The sequence below is a fragment of the Kitasatospora sp. HUAS MG31 genome (assembly GCF_040571325.1).
GTDB lineage: Bacteria > Actinomycetota > Actinomycetes > Streptomycetales > Streptomycetaceae > Kitasatospora > Kitasatospora camelliae.
This window is the reverse complement of the sequence record NZ_CP159872.1, coordinates 2857538-2872299: the sequence shown is the minus strand read 5'-3', so window position 1 is coordinate 2872299 and position 14762 is coordinate 2857538. Positions and strand designations below refer to the sequence as shown.

Here is a 14762-nt window from a genome sequence, read left to right as displayed (position 1 = left end):
CGGGGGCCGGGCTCAGGCCCGGTCCCCGTAGTACGCCCGGCGCAGCAGCCGCTCCAGGTCCGCCAGCAGCAGCCGTCGCGGGCTGCCGGGGGCGCACCGGTCCTCCAACGCCCCCAGGGCGTACCGCGGCAGCGCCTCCAGGAAGGCGGACTCCTCCACCCCGGCGAGCTTGAGCGAGCGCGGCAGCCCGGCCCGCTCGCGGAGCTCCTCCACCGCCCCGGCCAGCGACTCCACGCCCTGCTCCGGGGTGCCGGCGGGCAGCGCCAGCGTCCGGGCCAGGGCCGCCAGACGCTCCGGCGCCACGTACACCGGGTACCCGGCCCGGCCGGTGACCCGGGCCGGGGCCGCCCCGGCGTGCCGGACCACCGGCGGCAGCAGCAGCGCGCAGACCCGGCCGTACGGCAGGTGGAGGGCCGGGGCCAGGGTGTGTGCCAGCGCGTGCACGGCCCCCAGCGAGGCGGAGCCCAGGGCCAGCCCGGCGATCGTCCCGGCGTGGTGCAGCCGGTCGCGGGCCGCCCGGCCGTCCGGGCCGTCGGCGAGCGCCGCGGGCAGGTGCTCCACCACCAGCAGGGCACCCTGCCGGGCCAGGCCGTCGGTGAAGTCGTTGGCGTCCACCGAGATCCACGCCTCGACGCAGCGGGCCAGTGCCGCGAAGGCCGCCTCGGCGACGGCCGGGCCGGGCCGGTCGGCGGTGAGCGCCGGGTCCACCACCGCCAGGTCCGGGGTCAGCGCCGGGTCGGCCAGCGGGTACCTGCGGCCGCTCTCCGGGTCGGTGACCTCGGCGAACGGCGCCACCTCACCCCCCGTACCGGAGGCCGTGGGCACGCAGACCAGCCGGGCCCGGCCACCGCCCGTGAGCCCCGCGCCCAGGGTGCCGCCCGGGTCGGCGAACTCGGCCTCCGGGTGCGCGTACAGCAGCCACATCGCCTTGGCCGCGTCCATCGGAGCCCGGCCGCCCAGCGCGATCACGGTGTCCGGGGCGAAGGCGCGCATCAGCTCGGCGCCGCGCTCCACCGTCTCCACGCTCGGCTCCGGCTCCACCGTGTCGACCACCCGGACCGCGACCGGGTCCGCCCGGCGGTCCAGCACCTCCCGCACCCGCTCCAGCCGGCCCTGCTCCACCGCCGCCCGGTCGGTCACCAGCACGATCCGGCGGGCCCCGGGCAGCTCGGCCAGGGCCCGGACCGCGCCGCGCTCGAAGAGGATCGCCGGCGGCGCCGCGAACCGCCGGGTGCCGCCGTCGCGGCGGGCGAGCCGCCGCAGGTTCAGCAGCCGGTCCGCCCGGACCGCCGCCGGGCCCGAGCAGCCGCCGCCCGGCCCGAGGGCGGGCGGCAGCGCGTTGTACCGGCCCCCGGCGGCGCCCTGCGCCCCCGGCGCGTTCCAGACCACCCGGCCCGCCCGCACCGCCAGCCCGAACTCCTCGGCGAACGCCTCGTCCTCGGTGTGCACCACCGCCGCCCCGCCCCCGCCGAGCTCCACCAGCTCGGCCGCCCAGCGCAGCGCCCTCGACCGGCTCGCGGCCCGCAACACCGCCAGCACCGGGCAGGGCTTGACCCGGGTCAGCGGCTCCCCGTCGCCCACCCCGGCGACCTCCGCGAGCAGCACCGTGGTGCCCGCCGGCACCTCGAACCCGGCCGCCGCCGCCACCTCCGCCGCCGACCGCCCGACCGCCGCCGGGTTCACCCCGCCCGGGTCGTCGCCGGGGCCATGGGGGTCCCCGAACAGGTACCGCTCCAGCAGCGCCTTCTCCCCGGCGTCCACCAGGTGTCCGCCGAGCGCCCGGAACCCCGCCAGCGCCCGCTCGTGGACGGCGGCGTCCAGGATCACCGTCTGCTCGGCGGCCGGGGCCAGCCCGTGGTCGAACGCCCGCGACAGCACCACGTCGTTCACCGCCCGCGCCAGGTCCGCGCTCCGCTCCAGGTACGCCGGGACGTTGCCCGGCTCCGCGCCCAGCGCCGGCTTCCCGCAGCCGTACGCGGCCCGGACGGCGGCCGGATCGCCGGTGGCCAGCACCAGCGCCACGTCCGGATGCCGGGTCAGCGCGCCGGCCGCCGCCGACGCCGGCTCGACCCACTGCACGCAGGACGCCGGCGCGCCCGCCGCCACCGCCGCGTCCCGGACCGTCCTGGCCGCCTCGGCCGAACAGCGGGGGGCGCCGGGATGGAAGGAGAACACCACCGGGTTGCGGGTCTTCAACGCGATCAGCGCCTGGAACAGCACGGTCGCGGTCGGACCGGCGGCCGGGGTCAGCGCGGCCACGACGCCGACCGGGTCGGCGATCTCCACGATCCCGTCCAGCTCGTCCCGCCGGACCACGCCCACCGTCCGCACGCCCGCCATACCCCGGGCCACCCGCTCGCAGGCGAACCGGTTCTCCGCCGCCTGGTCCTCCAGCACGCCCCGGCCGGTCTCCTCCACCGCCAGCGCGGCCAGCCGGACGTGCGCGGCCAGCGCCGCCAGCGCCGCCTTCCGCACGATCCGGTCCACCTTCTCCTGCGTGAAGCCGTCGTACTCCCGCAGGGCCCGCAGGGCGTTGGCCACCACGGCGGCGACCGCCTCCGCGGTACGGTCCGCCGGCTTCGGGGCCGGTCGCTCGGCCGGTCGCTCGGACGGTCGGTCGGACGGTTCGGTGTGCTGGGGTGTCATCCTCCACCTCGCAGGGGTGCGTGGGCCGTCCGGCGACGCGGCCGGACGGTCTGACACCCCCACCCTCGGCCGCTCCCGCCCGCGACGGCCACGCCCGCCGCACCCCGCCCGTCCCGGCCCGACCCCGGTCGGCCCGATGTCGTACGGCTGCGGACGGTTCCGGCGGCGGCGGGCGGCGCTGCGCCGTCCGGGTGAGAGGCCCTCCGAGGTGCAGGGGTCGGGGGCCGGTGCCAGATTGGTCGGAGCCCGTCCCCGAGCCACCCGAGGAGGAGACATGGGCGACATGGACCGGTTCAAGGACAAGGCCCGGGAACTCGCCGACCGGGCGAAGGCCGAGCTCGCCGAGAAGACCGACGCGGCCGGAGCGGCCGACCGGGAGGCCGAGCGGTCTCGGGACACCGGCGAGGAGCAGGTGTCGGAGAACCGACTCGAGCGGCGGTGGGAGGAGACCGAGGGGCCCTGGTGAGTGGTGGGGTCACCCGCGCTCCGTGGGCGTACCGTGACAGATGGGACAGGCCCACCCCTGAGGAGGAGACATGGGCATCTTCGACAGGTTCCGGGCGAAGGCGCACGAGACCGAGAGTCCTGCGGACCGGGCCGCACTCGCCCACGACGAGGCGGCCGACGCGTTCGGCGACCAGACCGAACGGGTCCGCGACCAGGCGGCCGAGCAGAAGGCGGCGGACAGGGACGAACAGGACCGCCGAGCCGCCGCCGACATGACCGCCGAGGGCGACCCCTGGGACTGACGGACAACGCACCGGGGTGCACCACGGACACGCGCCAGGGTGCACCCACCAGGGGCGCGTGGAACTGCGCGAGCGACCATCGCCGCTCGGGAAGATCGCGGCACGTGCAACTTGCCCTCGTGGGGGCGGCGTACGGTGCCGTACCTTCCGTTTCGCGCAGTTCCCCGCGCCCCTGAGTGAGTGGCCAGCCCTCTGCCTGGCTTCGGGCGCCCCGCTCTCCCGGGGAATCCGTTCAGCGGGGTGGGAGGGGTGGGCGGCGGAGGTCGGGGCGGGGGGTGTCGGGGGGTGGGGGTGCGGCTTCGGGGTGGTCGGCGAGGAGGGAGAGGGCGAGCTCGACGGCGGCGGTGAGTTCGGTGTGCTCGCCGCGGGCCCACTCGTGCGGGGTCCGCTCCACCTCGATGTCCGGCTCCACGCCGTGGTTCTCCACGGAGAAGCCGATCCCGCCGGTGAACCAGGAGGCGTTCTTGGGGACCGAGATCTGGGTGCCGTCCCCGAGCGCGTGGCGTCCGGTCATCCCGACCACCCCGCCCCAGGTGCGGGTCCCCATCACCGGCCCCAGCCCCAGCAGCTTGATCGCGGCGATGATCACGTCGCCGTCCGAGCTGGTGGCGTGGTCGGCGAGGGCGACCACCGGTCCGCGGGGTGCGTCCCTGGGCCACCGGACGGGTTGCCGGCCGCGGGTGAAGTCCCAGGCCAGGACCCGGCGGTGGAGCTTCTCCAGGACCAGTTCGGAGACGTTGCCGCCGGCGTTGCCGCGGACGTCCAGGACCAGGGCGGGCTTGGCGAGTTCGCTGCGCAGGTCCCGGTTGAACTGGGCCCAGCCGGAGCCGCCGAGGTCGGGGATGTGCAGGTAGCCGCAGACGCCGTTGCTGAACTCCCGGACCAGCTTGCGCCGTTTGGCGACCCAGTCCTGGTAGCGGATCGGCCGTTCGTCGGAGAGCGGGGTGACCGCGATCCTGCGGAGCGCGCCGCGGCTGCGGACGGTCAGTTCGACGGTGGTGCCGCCGGTGCCGGCCAGCAGCGGGGCGGGGCCGCGGACCGGGTCCGGCGGGCGGCCGTCCACGGCGAGCAGCTCGTCGCCGCTCTGCAGGCCGTAACCGGCCAGCGGGGCGCGGGCCTTGGGGTCGGAGGACTCGCCGGGCAGGATCCGGGTGACCAGCCAGCGGCCGTCCGGTTCGCGGTGGGCGTTGGCGCCGAGGAGGCCGAGCGGCTGCTGGGCGAGGGCGGGGCCCTCGCCGCGCCGCGACGGGGTGACGTACGCGTGGGAAGTCCCGAGTTCGCCGAGCAGTTCGCGGAGCAGGTCGGCGAAGTCGTCCGGGGAGGCGATCCGGTCGAGCAGCGGTTCGTACTGGGCCACCAGCTCGGGCCAGTCGAGGCCGCACATGTCGGCGTCCCAGAACTGGTCGCGGACGATCCGGGCCGCCTCGTGGTACGACTGCCGCCACTCGGCGGCGGGGTGCACGGTGTGGGTGATCCGCCGCAGGTCCACCGGGACGGGCGAGGTCGGGCCGGCCAGCGGGTACAGCTTGAGCGTGCCGGCCGAGAACACCGAGACGGCGCTGCCGTCGCCGGAGACCGCGTAGCCGTCCAACTGGTCGACCAGGGTGCTGCGGTTGCCTCGGGCCAGGTCGAAGTACTCCAGCGCCGGGCGGCCGGAGGTGTCCTCGGGGCTGGCGAAGGTCTGGCCGAGGGCGCCGGAGATCGGCCAGCGCAGCCACACCACGCCGCCGCGCACGGCCGCGGTGGCGGAGTACTTGGAGGCGATCACCGGGAAGGGGACCAGCCGCTTGGTCAGCCCCTCCTCGTCCACCCGCACCGTGCCGTCGCCGGCGGCCTCGTCGCGGTCCACCCCGACCGGCGGGCGGCCCTCCACCGGGGCGGCGAACGGCGACGGGGTGTCCGCGGCCAGGGGCACCAGGTAGGGGCGGCAGCCGAGCGGGAAGGACATGTCCCCGGTGTGGACGTCGTGCACGGGGTCGAAGCCGCGCCAGGACAGGAACACCAGGAACCGGCCGTCGCGGGTGAAGACCGGGTGCTCGTCCTCGAACCGGCCGCCGGTGACGTCGATCGTGCGCTCCGGGGCCTGGACCCGGGCCAGCTGGATCGCCCGCAGGGAGCGCCCGGCCACCGGCTGCGACCAGGTCAGCCACTGCGAGTCGGGGGAGAAGGCCGGGCTGCTGACCGGCCCGTACCGGGAGTCGGCGACGGTCGTCACCGTGCCGTCCTCGGTGCCGACGAGCAGCAGCCGGCCGTCGGAGGCGGCCACCGCCAGGTGCCGGCCGTCCGGTGAGGCGGAGAGTTCCTGGACCCGGCCGATCCGTCCGGCGGCCAGCCGTCTGCCCGGGGAGGAGGAGCCGTCCCGGGCGGGCAGCGGGGCCAGCTCGATCCCGTCGGCGCCCTCGGCGTCGCCGATCCAGGCGACCTGCCCGGTGTGGCCGAGCAGCACCGGCAGCCGGGCCCGGACCCCCGGGGTGTCGGCCAGCACCCGGGCCGGCCCGTCGCGGTGGGTCAGCCAGTACAGGCTGCCGCGCACGTTGAGCACCCCGGCCCGGCCGGTGGTGTCGCAGGCGAGGTCCTTGACGTGCAGCGCGGCGCTCACCTGGTACGGGCGCCGGCCGGCCCGGGAGCCGCCGAGCGGGACCTCCAGCCGGCGCGGCGCGGGGGCGTCCAGGCTCTCCAGCAGCCACAGGTCGCCGGCGTGCTGGTAGACGATCCGGGTGCCGTCGCCGGAGGCCTCGCGGGCGTAGTAGGAGGCGTGGTCGGTGTGCCGGCGCAGGTCGGTGCCGTCCAGGCGGCAGGAGTAGAGGTTGGCGACGCCCTCGTGGTCGGAGAGGTAGGCGATCCGGTCGCCCACCACCATCGGGGAGGAGAGGTGTCCGCGGTGGCCGGTCGGCAGCGGTGCGTGGTCGAGCCAGAGCTTGCCGGTGGCGCCGCCGCGGTAGCGCTTCCAGGCGGCCGGCTCGTGGGGTGCGGCGGCGGTCAGCATCACGGTGTGCTCCCGGCTCACCTGGGCGTCGGCCACCGGTCCCCAGGGCAGCCGGCGGCCCGGCGAGCCGTCCGGCGGCAGCTCGTACGCCCAGGTGTAGTGGGCGAACGGCTCGTGGTACGAGGTGACCGCCAGGACCTCGCCGTTCGGCAGCCAGCCGCGGACCCGGGTGTCGTAGCTGCCCCAGTAGGTGAGCCGGGCCGACTCGCCGCCGGCCACCGGGGCGGTGAGCACCTCCGGGGTGAGCGGCTGCCAGCTGGTCCAGGCGACGGTGGAGCCGTCGGGGGAGAGCCGGGGGTGGCTCACCCGGGTGCGGTCGCAGCTGATCCGCCAGGCCCGGCCGACCGTGCCGTCCTCCGCCAGCGGTGCGGCCCAGACGTCGTCCTCGGCGGTGAAGGTGAGCAGCCCGCCGCGCAGATGGGGGTACCTGAGGTAGCCGGGCGCGGTCACGCCTCCCATGCTTCGACCGCCCGGAGGGGCCCGCAACCGGAGCCCGACGGGTGCCCCGGGCGGCCTCGGGCCGGTGCCGCGGGGCCGGCCGGCCGGCGGTCCGCCAGATCGCCGGTGCACCGGATGCATTGACAGCGCTCGGCCGGGTTCGCTTCAGTGGTCTAGTCCAACTCAGGTGCGCGCCGGTGCGGCGGCGCGCGCCCGGCCGACCCCACACGGCTGCGGACCGACCCCCCATCAGAGGCAGGAGCATCCCCACATGCGCACTCCCCGAACATCCCGCCGGCGCCTGCTCGCCGCCGGTACCGCCTGGGCCGTCGCGGCGGCCGGCGCGGTCGCCGTCAGCTTCGGCCTGGCCCCCTCCGCCACGGCCGGCGAGTTCCTGGCCAACGGCGGCTTCGAGAGCGGCTCGCTCGCCCCCTGGAGCTGCACCGGATCCACCGGCAGCGTGGTCACCGGCCAGGCCCGCACCGGCGCCTACGCGCTCGCCGGCGCCGCCTCGGCGAGCGACAGCGCCCAGTGCTCGCAGACCGTCGCGGTGGCCCCCAACACCGCGTACACCCTGAGCGCCTGGGTCAAGGGCAGCTACGTGTACCTCGGCGTGAACGGCGGCGCCTCCACCTGGACGCCCGGCACCGGCGGCGGGTACCAGAAGCTGACCGTCTCCTTCACCACCGGCGCGGGCCAGACCAGTGCGACGGTCTACACCCACGGCTGGTACGGCCAGGGCACCTACCACGCGGACGACGTCTCGCTGGACGGACCCGGCGCGCCCACCACCCCGCCGACCTCCCAGCCGCCGACGTCGCAGCCGCCCACCTCCCAGCCGCCGACCTCGCAGCCCCCCACGTCCCAGCCGCCGACCACGCCGCCCGGCGGCGGACTGCCCGCCCACGCCCTGGTGGGTTACCTGCACGCCAGCTTCGCCAACGGCGCCGGCTACACCCGGGTCGCCGACATCCCGGACTCCTGGGACGTCATCGACCTCTCCTTCGGCGAGCCCACCTCCGTCACCTCCGGTGACATCCGGTTCAACCGCTGTCCGGCCGCCGAGTGCCCGGGCGTCGAGTCCGACGCCGAGTTCAAGGCCGCCATCGCCGCCAAGCAGGCCCAGGGCAAGAAGGTGCTGATCTCGATCGGCGGCCAGAACGGCCAGGTCCAGCTCACCACCACCGCCGCCCGGGACGCCTTCGTCAGCTCGGTCTCCGCGATCATCGACCGCTGGGGCCTGAACGGCCTGGACATCGACTTCGAGGGCCACTCGCTGTCGCTGGCCACCGGCGACACCGACTTCCGCAACCCGACCACCCCGGTGATCGTCAACCTGATCTCCGCGCTGAAGACCCTCAAGGCCAGGTACGGCAAGGACTTCGTGCTGACCATGGCCCCGGAGACCTTCTTCGTCCAACTCGGCTACCAGTACTACGGCTCCGGCCCCTGGGGCGGGCAGGACCCGCGGGCCGGCGCCTACCTGCCGGTCATCCACGCCCTGCGCGGCGACCTCACCCTGCTGCACGTCCAGGACTACAACTCCGGGTCGATCATGGGCCTGGACAACCAGTACCACTCCATGGGCGGCGCCGACTTCCACGTGGCGATGACCGACATGCTGCTCAAGGGCTTCCCGGTAGCCGGGAACACCGCCAACGTCTTCCCGCCGCTCGCCCCCTCCCAGGTGGCCATCGGCATGCCCGCCACGGTCAACGCCGGGAACGGCTACATCGCCCCGGCCGAGGTCAACAAGGCCCTCGACTGCCTGACCAGGGCCGTCAACTGCGGCGGCTACCTGCCGCGCAGCGGCGCCCAGCCCGGCCTGCGCGGCCTGATGACCTGGTCGATCAACTGGGACCGGTTCGGCGGCCGCGAGTTCTCCCGCAACTTCGACGGCTACTTCGGCTGACCCCCCGGCCCCGGACACCCCGGGCCGGCCGCCCCCGCGGCGGCCGGCCCCCCGGTCCCCGGCCGGCTCGGTAGTGCCTTTCCCCCGCGGCTGCCTAGCCTGGAAGCAGGAGGTGGTCGGAATGCTGACGGACTCACCCATCATCGCGATCCTCCCGGTCGCGGACATGGCACGGGCGAAGCGCTTCTACACCGAGACCCTGGGACTGAAGATCGTCAAGGACACCGAGGAGGACGTCCGCTTCGACTGTGGCGGCGGCACCCAGTTCGGCGTCTACGAGACCCCGTACGGCGGCCAGGCCGAGCACACCCTGGCCAGTTGGAAGGTGGGCGACCTCGACGCCGAGATGTCCGCCCTCCGGTCGCGCGGCGTGACCTTCGAGGAGTACGACCTGCCCGGGATCAAGACCGTCGACGGGGTGGTGGAGTCGGACACCATGCGCGGCGCCTGGTTCAAGGACAGCGAGGGGAACATCCTCTGCCTCGTCCAGGAGCTGTGAAACGCCGGAGGGCCTCCCGCTTCCGCGAGAGGCCCTCCGACCGTCTGTGCGCCGCCAGGGACTCGAACCCCGGACCCGCTGATTAAGAGTCAGCTGCTCTAACCAACTGAGCTAGCGGCGCCTGCTGACGAAGAGAACATTACCTGGTCAGCGGCCGATTCTCATAATCCGCCCCCGGTCCGCGGCCGACCGGAGGCCGGGGCGAGCAGCACGCTGCCCCACACCCGGCCCGAGCGGGCCAGCCGCCGCGCCTCGCCCGCGTGCTCCAGCGGCAGGACCGCCGCGACGTCCACCCGCAGCCGCCCCTCCGCCCAGAACTCCACCAGCTCGTCCAGCCGCTCCGCGGAGACCGGAACCGGCGGGCCGGCGAGCCGCGAGCAGTCCAGCACCGCACCGCTCGCCGTGGCCCCGGCCCTCGCGGGCGACACCGGGACGGCGCCCAGCGCCCGCAGCCGGGCGTGGTGCCGGGGCGCCGCCACGGCCAGCACCGCCGCACCGCGGGCGTGGGCCAACTGCACCCCGAGCGCCCCCGGCCCGGAGGCCGCGCCCAGCACCAGCAACCGCCCGCCCGGCCCCACCCCCCGCTCCTGGAGCGCGCTCTCCGCCACCAGCGCCGCACCGCCCAGCACACAGGCCGCCGTCCACGGCAGCCCGTCCGGCCGGGTGGCCAGCCGGTCGCCCGGCACCGCCGCGTACTGCGCCCAGGCGCCCGCCCCGCACCAGCCCAGCACCCGGTCGCCGACCTCCCAGCCGTAGGAGCCCGCGCCGAGCTGCGCCACCACCCCGGCCACGCCGCCGCCGGGCACCGCCGGGTACGGGCCGGGCGGCACCGGCGTCCCCGGCAGCACGCAGACCGCCCGCACCTGGATCAGCACCTGGCCCGGACCGGGACGCGGCACACCCAGCTCGACCGGCCGCGGCAGCGGCTCCAGCTCCTGTTCCCGTTCCCGCTCCTGCGCCGCCATCGGCACCGGCTCCGGCCGGGTCCCGCCGGGGTCGGTTCGCGTGGGATCGGGCCGCGCGGGGCCGGCGAACGCCGCTGCCAGCATGGGCGGTCCTCCCCTCCGGCGGGCCCGGCGTGCCGGGTCGGGCCGATGATTGGTCACACTTATGCTGATCCGGCGAACCGGGGCCCGCACCCCGCACCGCGTGGACGCCGCTCGGAAGTCGAGAAGGGGAACGCCGACGTGGCCCAGCTGTCACTGCTCTTCCTGGTGCTGCTCGCCTCCGTGGTGACCATGCCGCTGGCGCGCCGGACGGGTGTGCCGCAGCCGGTGCTGATGACCCTGCTGGGCGTGGTGATGGCCCTGGTCCCGCAGATCCCGAACGTCAAGGTCGACCCCGACCTGATCCTCCCGCTGGTGCTCCCGCCGCTGATCTTCGCGGTCGCCCGACGGTCCACGGTGAAGTACTTCCGGGCCAACCTCCGCTCCATCCTGCTGCTGGCGGTGGCCCTGGTGATCGTCACCACCACGGTGGTGGCCGGGGTGGTCTCCTGGCTGGTACCGGCCGTGCCGCTGGCGGCCGCCGTGGCGCTCGGCGCCCTGGTCTCGCCGCCCGACCCGGTGGCGGCGGTGGCCGTGGCCGGGCAGGTCGGCCTGCCGCGCCGGCTGGTCTCGGTCCTGGAGAGCGAGGGCCTGTTCAACGACGTCACCGCGATCGTCATCTACTCGCTGGCCGTGGAGGCGGTGGTGGACGGCTCGTTCTCCACCGCGGACGCGGTGTGGCGGTTCCTGCTCTCCGCCCTGGTCGCGGTGCTGGTCGGCGTCGCGCTCGGCTGGGCCAACGCCCGGCTCGCCGGGATCCTCGACGACCCGACCCTGCAGGTCGCGCTCAACCTGCTGGTCCCGTTCGCCGCGTACGTGGCGGCGGAGGAGGCGCACGGCTCCGGCGTGCTGGCCGTGGTGGTCTGCGCGCTCTACCTGTCCGACCGGGCGGCGGACGCCGACGACGTGGCGTACCGGCTGGTGGGCAACGCGTTCTGGGAGATCGTCGAGACGCTGATCACCGGGGTGGCGTTCGGCCTGATCGGGCTGGAGCTGAGCACCGTCCTGGCGGACGTGAAGGGCAGCTGGCCGGGGATGCTCGGGGACGCCGCCGTGGTGATCGCCGTCGTGGTGGTGGTCCGGTTGCTCTGGCTGCTGCCGGCCGCCTGGATCTCCCGGCGGCTCCGCCGGGACGACGAGGAGGACACCCCGATCAGCTGGCAGGAGACCGTGGTGCTGTGGTGGTCCGGGATGCGCGGGGTGGCCACCGTGGCGCTGGCCCTCGCCGTCCCGCTCACCCTCGCCGACGGCTCGCCCTTCCCCGACCGCGGGGAGATCGTCTTCATCGCCTTCTGCGTGGTGCTGTTCACCCTGGTGGTCCAGGGCCTCAGCCTGCCCTGGATGGTCCGGCTGCTCGGTCTGGACACCGGCAAGGACCTGCACGAGCAGGCCGTCCGCCAGCTGTGGTGGCGGGCCGCCAAGGCCGGACTGGTCCGACTCGGTGAACTGGAGGAGCAGGAGCGGCTGCCCGCCGAACTGGTCGAGCGCCTCCGCGAGCGCCAGCACGACCGGCTCGCCCGGCTCTGCCCCGAGCGGTACGAGGAGGAGGAGGCCGCCGAGGCGAAGCAGCGCGGCGTGCAGTGGCGGGAGGCGTTCGCGGTCGAACAGCAGATGATCGCCGCCTCCCGGCGCGAGGTGCTGGCCGCCCGCAGCGAGGCGGGCGCCGATCCGGGGATCGCCGACCACGTCCTGCGCCAGCTCGACCTCCAGTCGGCGCGCAAGTGACGGCCCGGCAGAAGGCATAGGCTGACCTGCGGGCAAGGCCGTCAACGGAGTCGGCGCACGCACCACCTGTACCGCCGGACCTCGCGCACACCCTCCCGCTCGGCCTGCCGGTACTCGCTATCCGGATGACGCATGAGGAGCAACCGATGTCGGAGACCCCCGCAGGCGGCCGCACCCCGCTGGACCGCACCCCGCAGTGGGCGGCGCTGGGCAAGCACCGGGCGGAGCTCGGCGAGCAGCACCTGCGCGAACTGTTCGCCGCCGACCCCGAGCGCGGATCCCGCTACACCCTGCAGGTCGGCGACCTGCTGGTGGACTACTCCAAGCACCTGGTGACCGACCGGACCCTGGACCTGCTGCGCGAGCTGGCCGAGGCGACCGGGGTCGCCGGGCTGCGCGAGGCCATGTTCCGCGGCGAGAAGATCAACATCACCGAGGACCGGGCCGTGCTGCACACCGCGCTGCGCGCGCCGCGGGGCGCCGTGGTCGAGGTGGACGGCGAGAACGTCGTCCCCGCCGTGCACGCCGTGCTCGACCGGATGGCCGCCTTCGCCGACCGGGTCCGCGGCGGCGCCTGGACCGGCCACACCGGCAAGCGGATCCGCACCATCGTCAACATCGGCATCGGCGGTTCCGACCTCGGCCCGGCCATGGCCTACGAGGTCCTCCGCCCCTACACCGACCGCGACCTGACCGTGCGGTTCGTCTCCAACGTGGACGGCGCCGACCTGCACGAGGCCCTGCACGGCCTGGACGCGGCCGAGACCCTGTTCATCGTCGCGTCGAAGACCTTCACCACCATCGAGACCGTCACCAACGCGGTCTCCGCCAAGGGCTGGCTGCTCTCGCAGCTCGGCGCCGGCGAGGACGCGGTGGCCAAGCACTTCGTCGCGCTGTCCACCAACGCCCGGGGCGTGGCGGACTTCGGCATCGACGTGGCCAACATGTTCGAGTTCTGGGACTGGGTCGGCGGCCGCTACTCCTTCGACTCGGCGATCGGCCTCTCGCTGATGATCGCCATCGGCCCGGAGAACTTCCGCGCCATGCTGGACGGCTTCCACCTGGTGGACGAGCACTTCCGCACCGCGCCCGCCGAGGAGAACGTCCCGCTGCTGCTCGGCCTGCTGGGCGTCTGGTACGGCGCGTTCTTCGACGCCCAGTCGCACGCCGTGCTGCCGTACTCCCACTACCTGTCGAAGTTCACCGCCTACCTGCAGCAGCTGGACATGGAGTCCAACGGCAAGTCGGTGGACCGCGAGGGCCGCCCGGTGACGTACCAGACCGGCCCGGTGGTCTGGGGCACCCCCGGCACCAACGGCCAGCACGCCTACTACCAGCTGCTGCACCAGGGCACCAAGGTCATCCCGGCCGACTTCATCGGCTTCGCCCGCCCGGTCGCCGAGCTGGCGCCCCGGCTGGCCGAGCAGCACGACCTGCTGATGGCCAACTTCTTCGCCCAGACCCAGGCGCTGGCCTTCGGCAAGACCGCCGAGGAGGTCGCCGCCGAGGGTGTCCCGGCCGAGCTGGTGCCGCACAAGACCTTCCGCGGCAACCACCCGACCACCACCATCCTGGCGGGCGAGCTCACCCCGTCCGTGCTGGGCCAGCTGGTCGCGCTGTACGAGCACAAGGTGTTCGTCCAGGGCGCGATCTGGAACATCGACTCCTTCGACCAGTGGGGCGTGGAGCTCGGCAAGGTGCTGGCCAGGCGGATCGAGCCGGTGCTGCTGACCGGCGAGGGCGCCGAGGCGCTGGACGGCTCCACGGCCGCCCTGGTCGCCGCCTACCGGACGCTGCGCGACCGCTGACCGCCGACCGATGAGCGCTGAGCGCTGATCGCGTCGGCCCGGCCGGGTACGGGGACCCCCGCACCCGGCCGGGCCCCGTCCGTTTCCGGGCCCCGGGCATCCGGCCGGGGGAACGCCGAAGGCCCCCCGCTTCCGCGAGGGGCCTTCGACCGTCTGTGCGCCGCCAGGGACTCGAACCCCGGACCCGCTGATTAAGAGTCAGCTGCTCTAACCAACTGAGCTAGCGGCGCCTGCTGACAGAGGAAACCTTAGCAGGGGGCCCACTCGGAACCAAAATCGAATACCGCCGCCTGTGGACCGGCCGGCTGCGCCCCCTCCGGACCGCCCGTCCCGGCCGCGCCGAGCACCCGGGGACCCGCCGAGCCGCCGCGTCCGCGGGCCGCCCGGACGCAGGCCCAGAGCACCACCGCGGCCCCCGGCAGCCACGGCTCCCGGGTGTCCGGGGCGACGATCCAGCGGCCGCCGCCCTGGCCGGGGGAGTCCGGGGCGTCCAGCATCCGCTGCACCGGCGGCACGGTGACCGCGTCCCCCCGGCCGTGGCAGAGCAGCGGCGGGACGTCCCGGGCCCACTCCTCCCAGGCCAGCAGCGTCCGCAGCCGGGCCGCCGCGCCCGGCTGGACGAACAGCAGGGTCCGCCCCCGGTACGAGGCCACCGGGCCGCAGCCGGGACCGGAGGCCCACAGCTCGTCCAGCACCCGGCGGCCGAACAGCGACGGCATGCTGATCACGTCGAAGACCCGCCCGCACGGCAGTACGGCCGGCGCCCAGGGGCGCGACTCCCACAGCGCCCGCATGCTGCGCGGGTACTCGCTGGCGGAGGCCAGCCAGAGCTCCCCGGCGACCGTGACGTACTCCACGGATTGATACGTCCAGATGTCCACGGGGAGCAGCCTGGCGCGCGCGGGACACCGGGCGGAGCGAAAGCGGCGTTCACCGGACAGGGCGGGGCGGCA

Annotated in this window: 10 protein-coding genes and 2 tRNA genes; 6 read left to right on the top strand and 6 right to left on the bottom strand. The window is 75.1% G+C overall.

The genetic code is table 11. The annotated features are described in order from the left end of the window. Positions 1-12: 12 nt before the first annotated feature. A complete protein-coding gene (locus tag ABWK59_RS12830) occupies positions 13-2646 on the bottom strand; it encodes an iron-containing alcohol dehydrogenase (RefSeq protein ID WP_354640625.1) in 2634 nt (877 codons plus the stop codon). Positions 2647-2920: 274 nt separating this feature from the next. On the opposite strand from ABWK59_RS12830, the gene ABWK59_RS12825 reads away from it, so the two are divergent. Next, positions 2921-3112 carry a hypothetical protein gene (locus tag ABWK59_RS12825; RefSeq protein ID WP_354640624.1) on the top strand — a complete coding sequence of 64 codons (192 nt, stop codon included), beginning with the start codon at positions 2921-2923 and terminating at the stop codon, positions 3110-3112. 70 nt (positions 3113-3182) lie between these two features. Next, positions 3183-3395: a hypothetical protein gene (locus ABWK59_RS12820; RefSeq protein ID WP_354640622.1), complete on the top strand. Its 213-nt coding sequence runs from the start codon at positions 3183-3185 to the stop codon at positions 3393-3395. A 232-nt stretch (positions 3396-3627) separates the two neighbouring features. Here the strand turns inward: ABWK59_RS12820 and ABWK59_RS12815 are convergent, their stop codons facing one another. Continuing rightward, complete coding sequence (locus ABWK59_RS12815) at positions 3628-6840, bottom strand: S41 family peptidase (RefSeq protein WP_354640620.1); 3213 nt, start codon at positions 6838-6840, stop codon at positions 3628-3630. 250 nt (positions 6841-7090) lie between these two features. On the opposite strand from ABWK59_RS12815, the gene ABWK59_RS12810 reads away from it, so the two are divergent. Both ABWK59_RS12810 and ABWK59_RS12805 read left to right on the top strand, forming a co-directional pair. Beyond that, a complete protein-coding gene (locus tag ABWK59_RS12810; RefSeq protein WP_354640618.1) occupies positions 7091-8731 on the top strand; it encodes a chitinase in 1641 nt (546 codons plus the stop codon). 121 nt (positions 8732-8852) lie between these two features. Then, positions 8853-9230: a VOC family protein gene (locus ABWK59_RS12805; RefSeq protein ID WP_354640616.1), complete on the top strand. Its 378-nt coding sequence runs from the start codon at positions 8853-8855 to the stop codon at positions 9228-9230. 47 nt (positions 9231-9277) lie between these two features. On the opposite strand, the gene ABWK59_RS12800 is transcribed toward ABWK59_RS12805, so the two are convergent. Both ABWK59_RS12800 and ABWK59_RS12795 read right to left on the bottom strand, forming a co-directional pair. After that, a tRNA-Lys gene (locus tag ABWK59_RS12800) sits at positions 9278-9351 on the bottom strand. A 40-nt stretch (positions 9352-9391) separates the two neighbouring features. Further along, on the bottom strand, positions 9392-10279 hold the full coding sequence (locus ABWK59_RS12795; RefSeq protein ID WP_354640614.1) for an alcohol dehydrogenase catalytic domain-containing protein: 888 nt from the start codon (positions 10277-10279) through the stop codon (positions 9392-9394). A 138-nt stretch (positions 10280-10417) separates the two neighbouring features. Here ABWK59_RS12795 and ABWK59_RS12790 point away from each other — a divergent pair, with 138 nt between their 5' ends. Together ABWK59_RS12790 and pgi are read left to right on the top strand one after the other, a co-directional pair. Next, a complete protein-coding gene (locus ABWK59_RS12790) occupies positions 10418-12001 on the top strand; it encodes a Na+/H+ antiporter (RefSeq protein ID WP_354640612.1) in 1584 nt (527 codons plus the stop codon). A gap of 146 nt (positions 12002-12147) precedes the next feature. After that, entirely contained in the window at positions 12148-13809 is a 1662-nt protein-coding gene (pgi, locus tag ABWK59_RS12785) for a glucose-6-phosphate isomerase (RefSeq protein WP_354640610.1), read from the top strand. 156 nt (positions 13810-13965) lie between these two features. On the opposite strand, the gene ABWK59_RS12780 is transcribed toward pgi, so the two are convergent. Further along, a tRNA-Lys gene (locus tag ABWK59_RS12780) sits at positions 13966-14039 on the bottom strand. Between the two features lie 18 nt (positions 14040-14057). Beyond that, on the bottom strand, positions 14058-14690 hold the full coding sequence (locus tag ABWK59_RS12775; protein ID WP_354640608.1) for a bifunctional DNA primase/polymerase: 633 nt from the start codon (positions 14688-14690) through the stop codon (positions 14058-14060). Between the last annotated feature and the right edge of the window lie 72 nt (positions 14691-14762).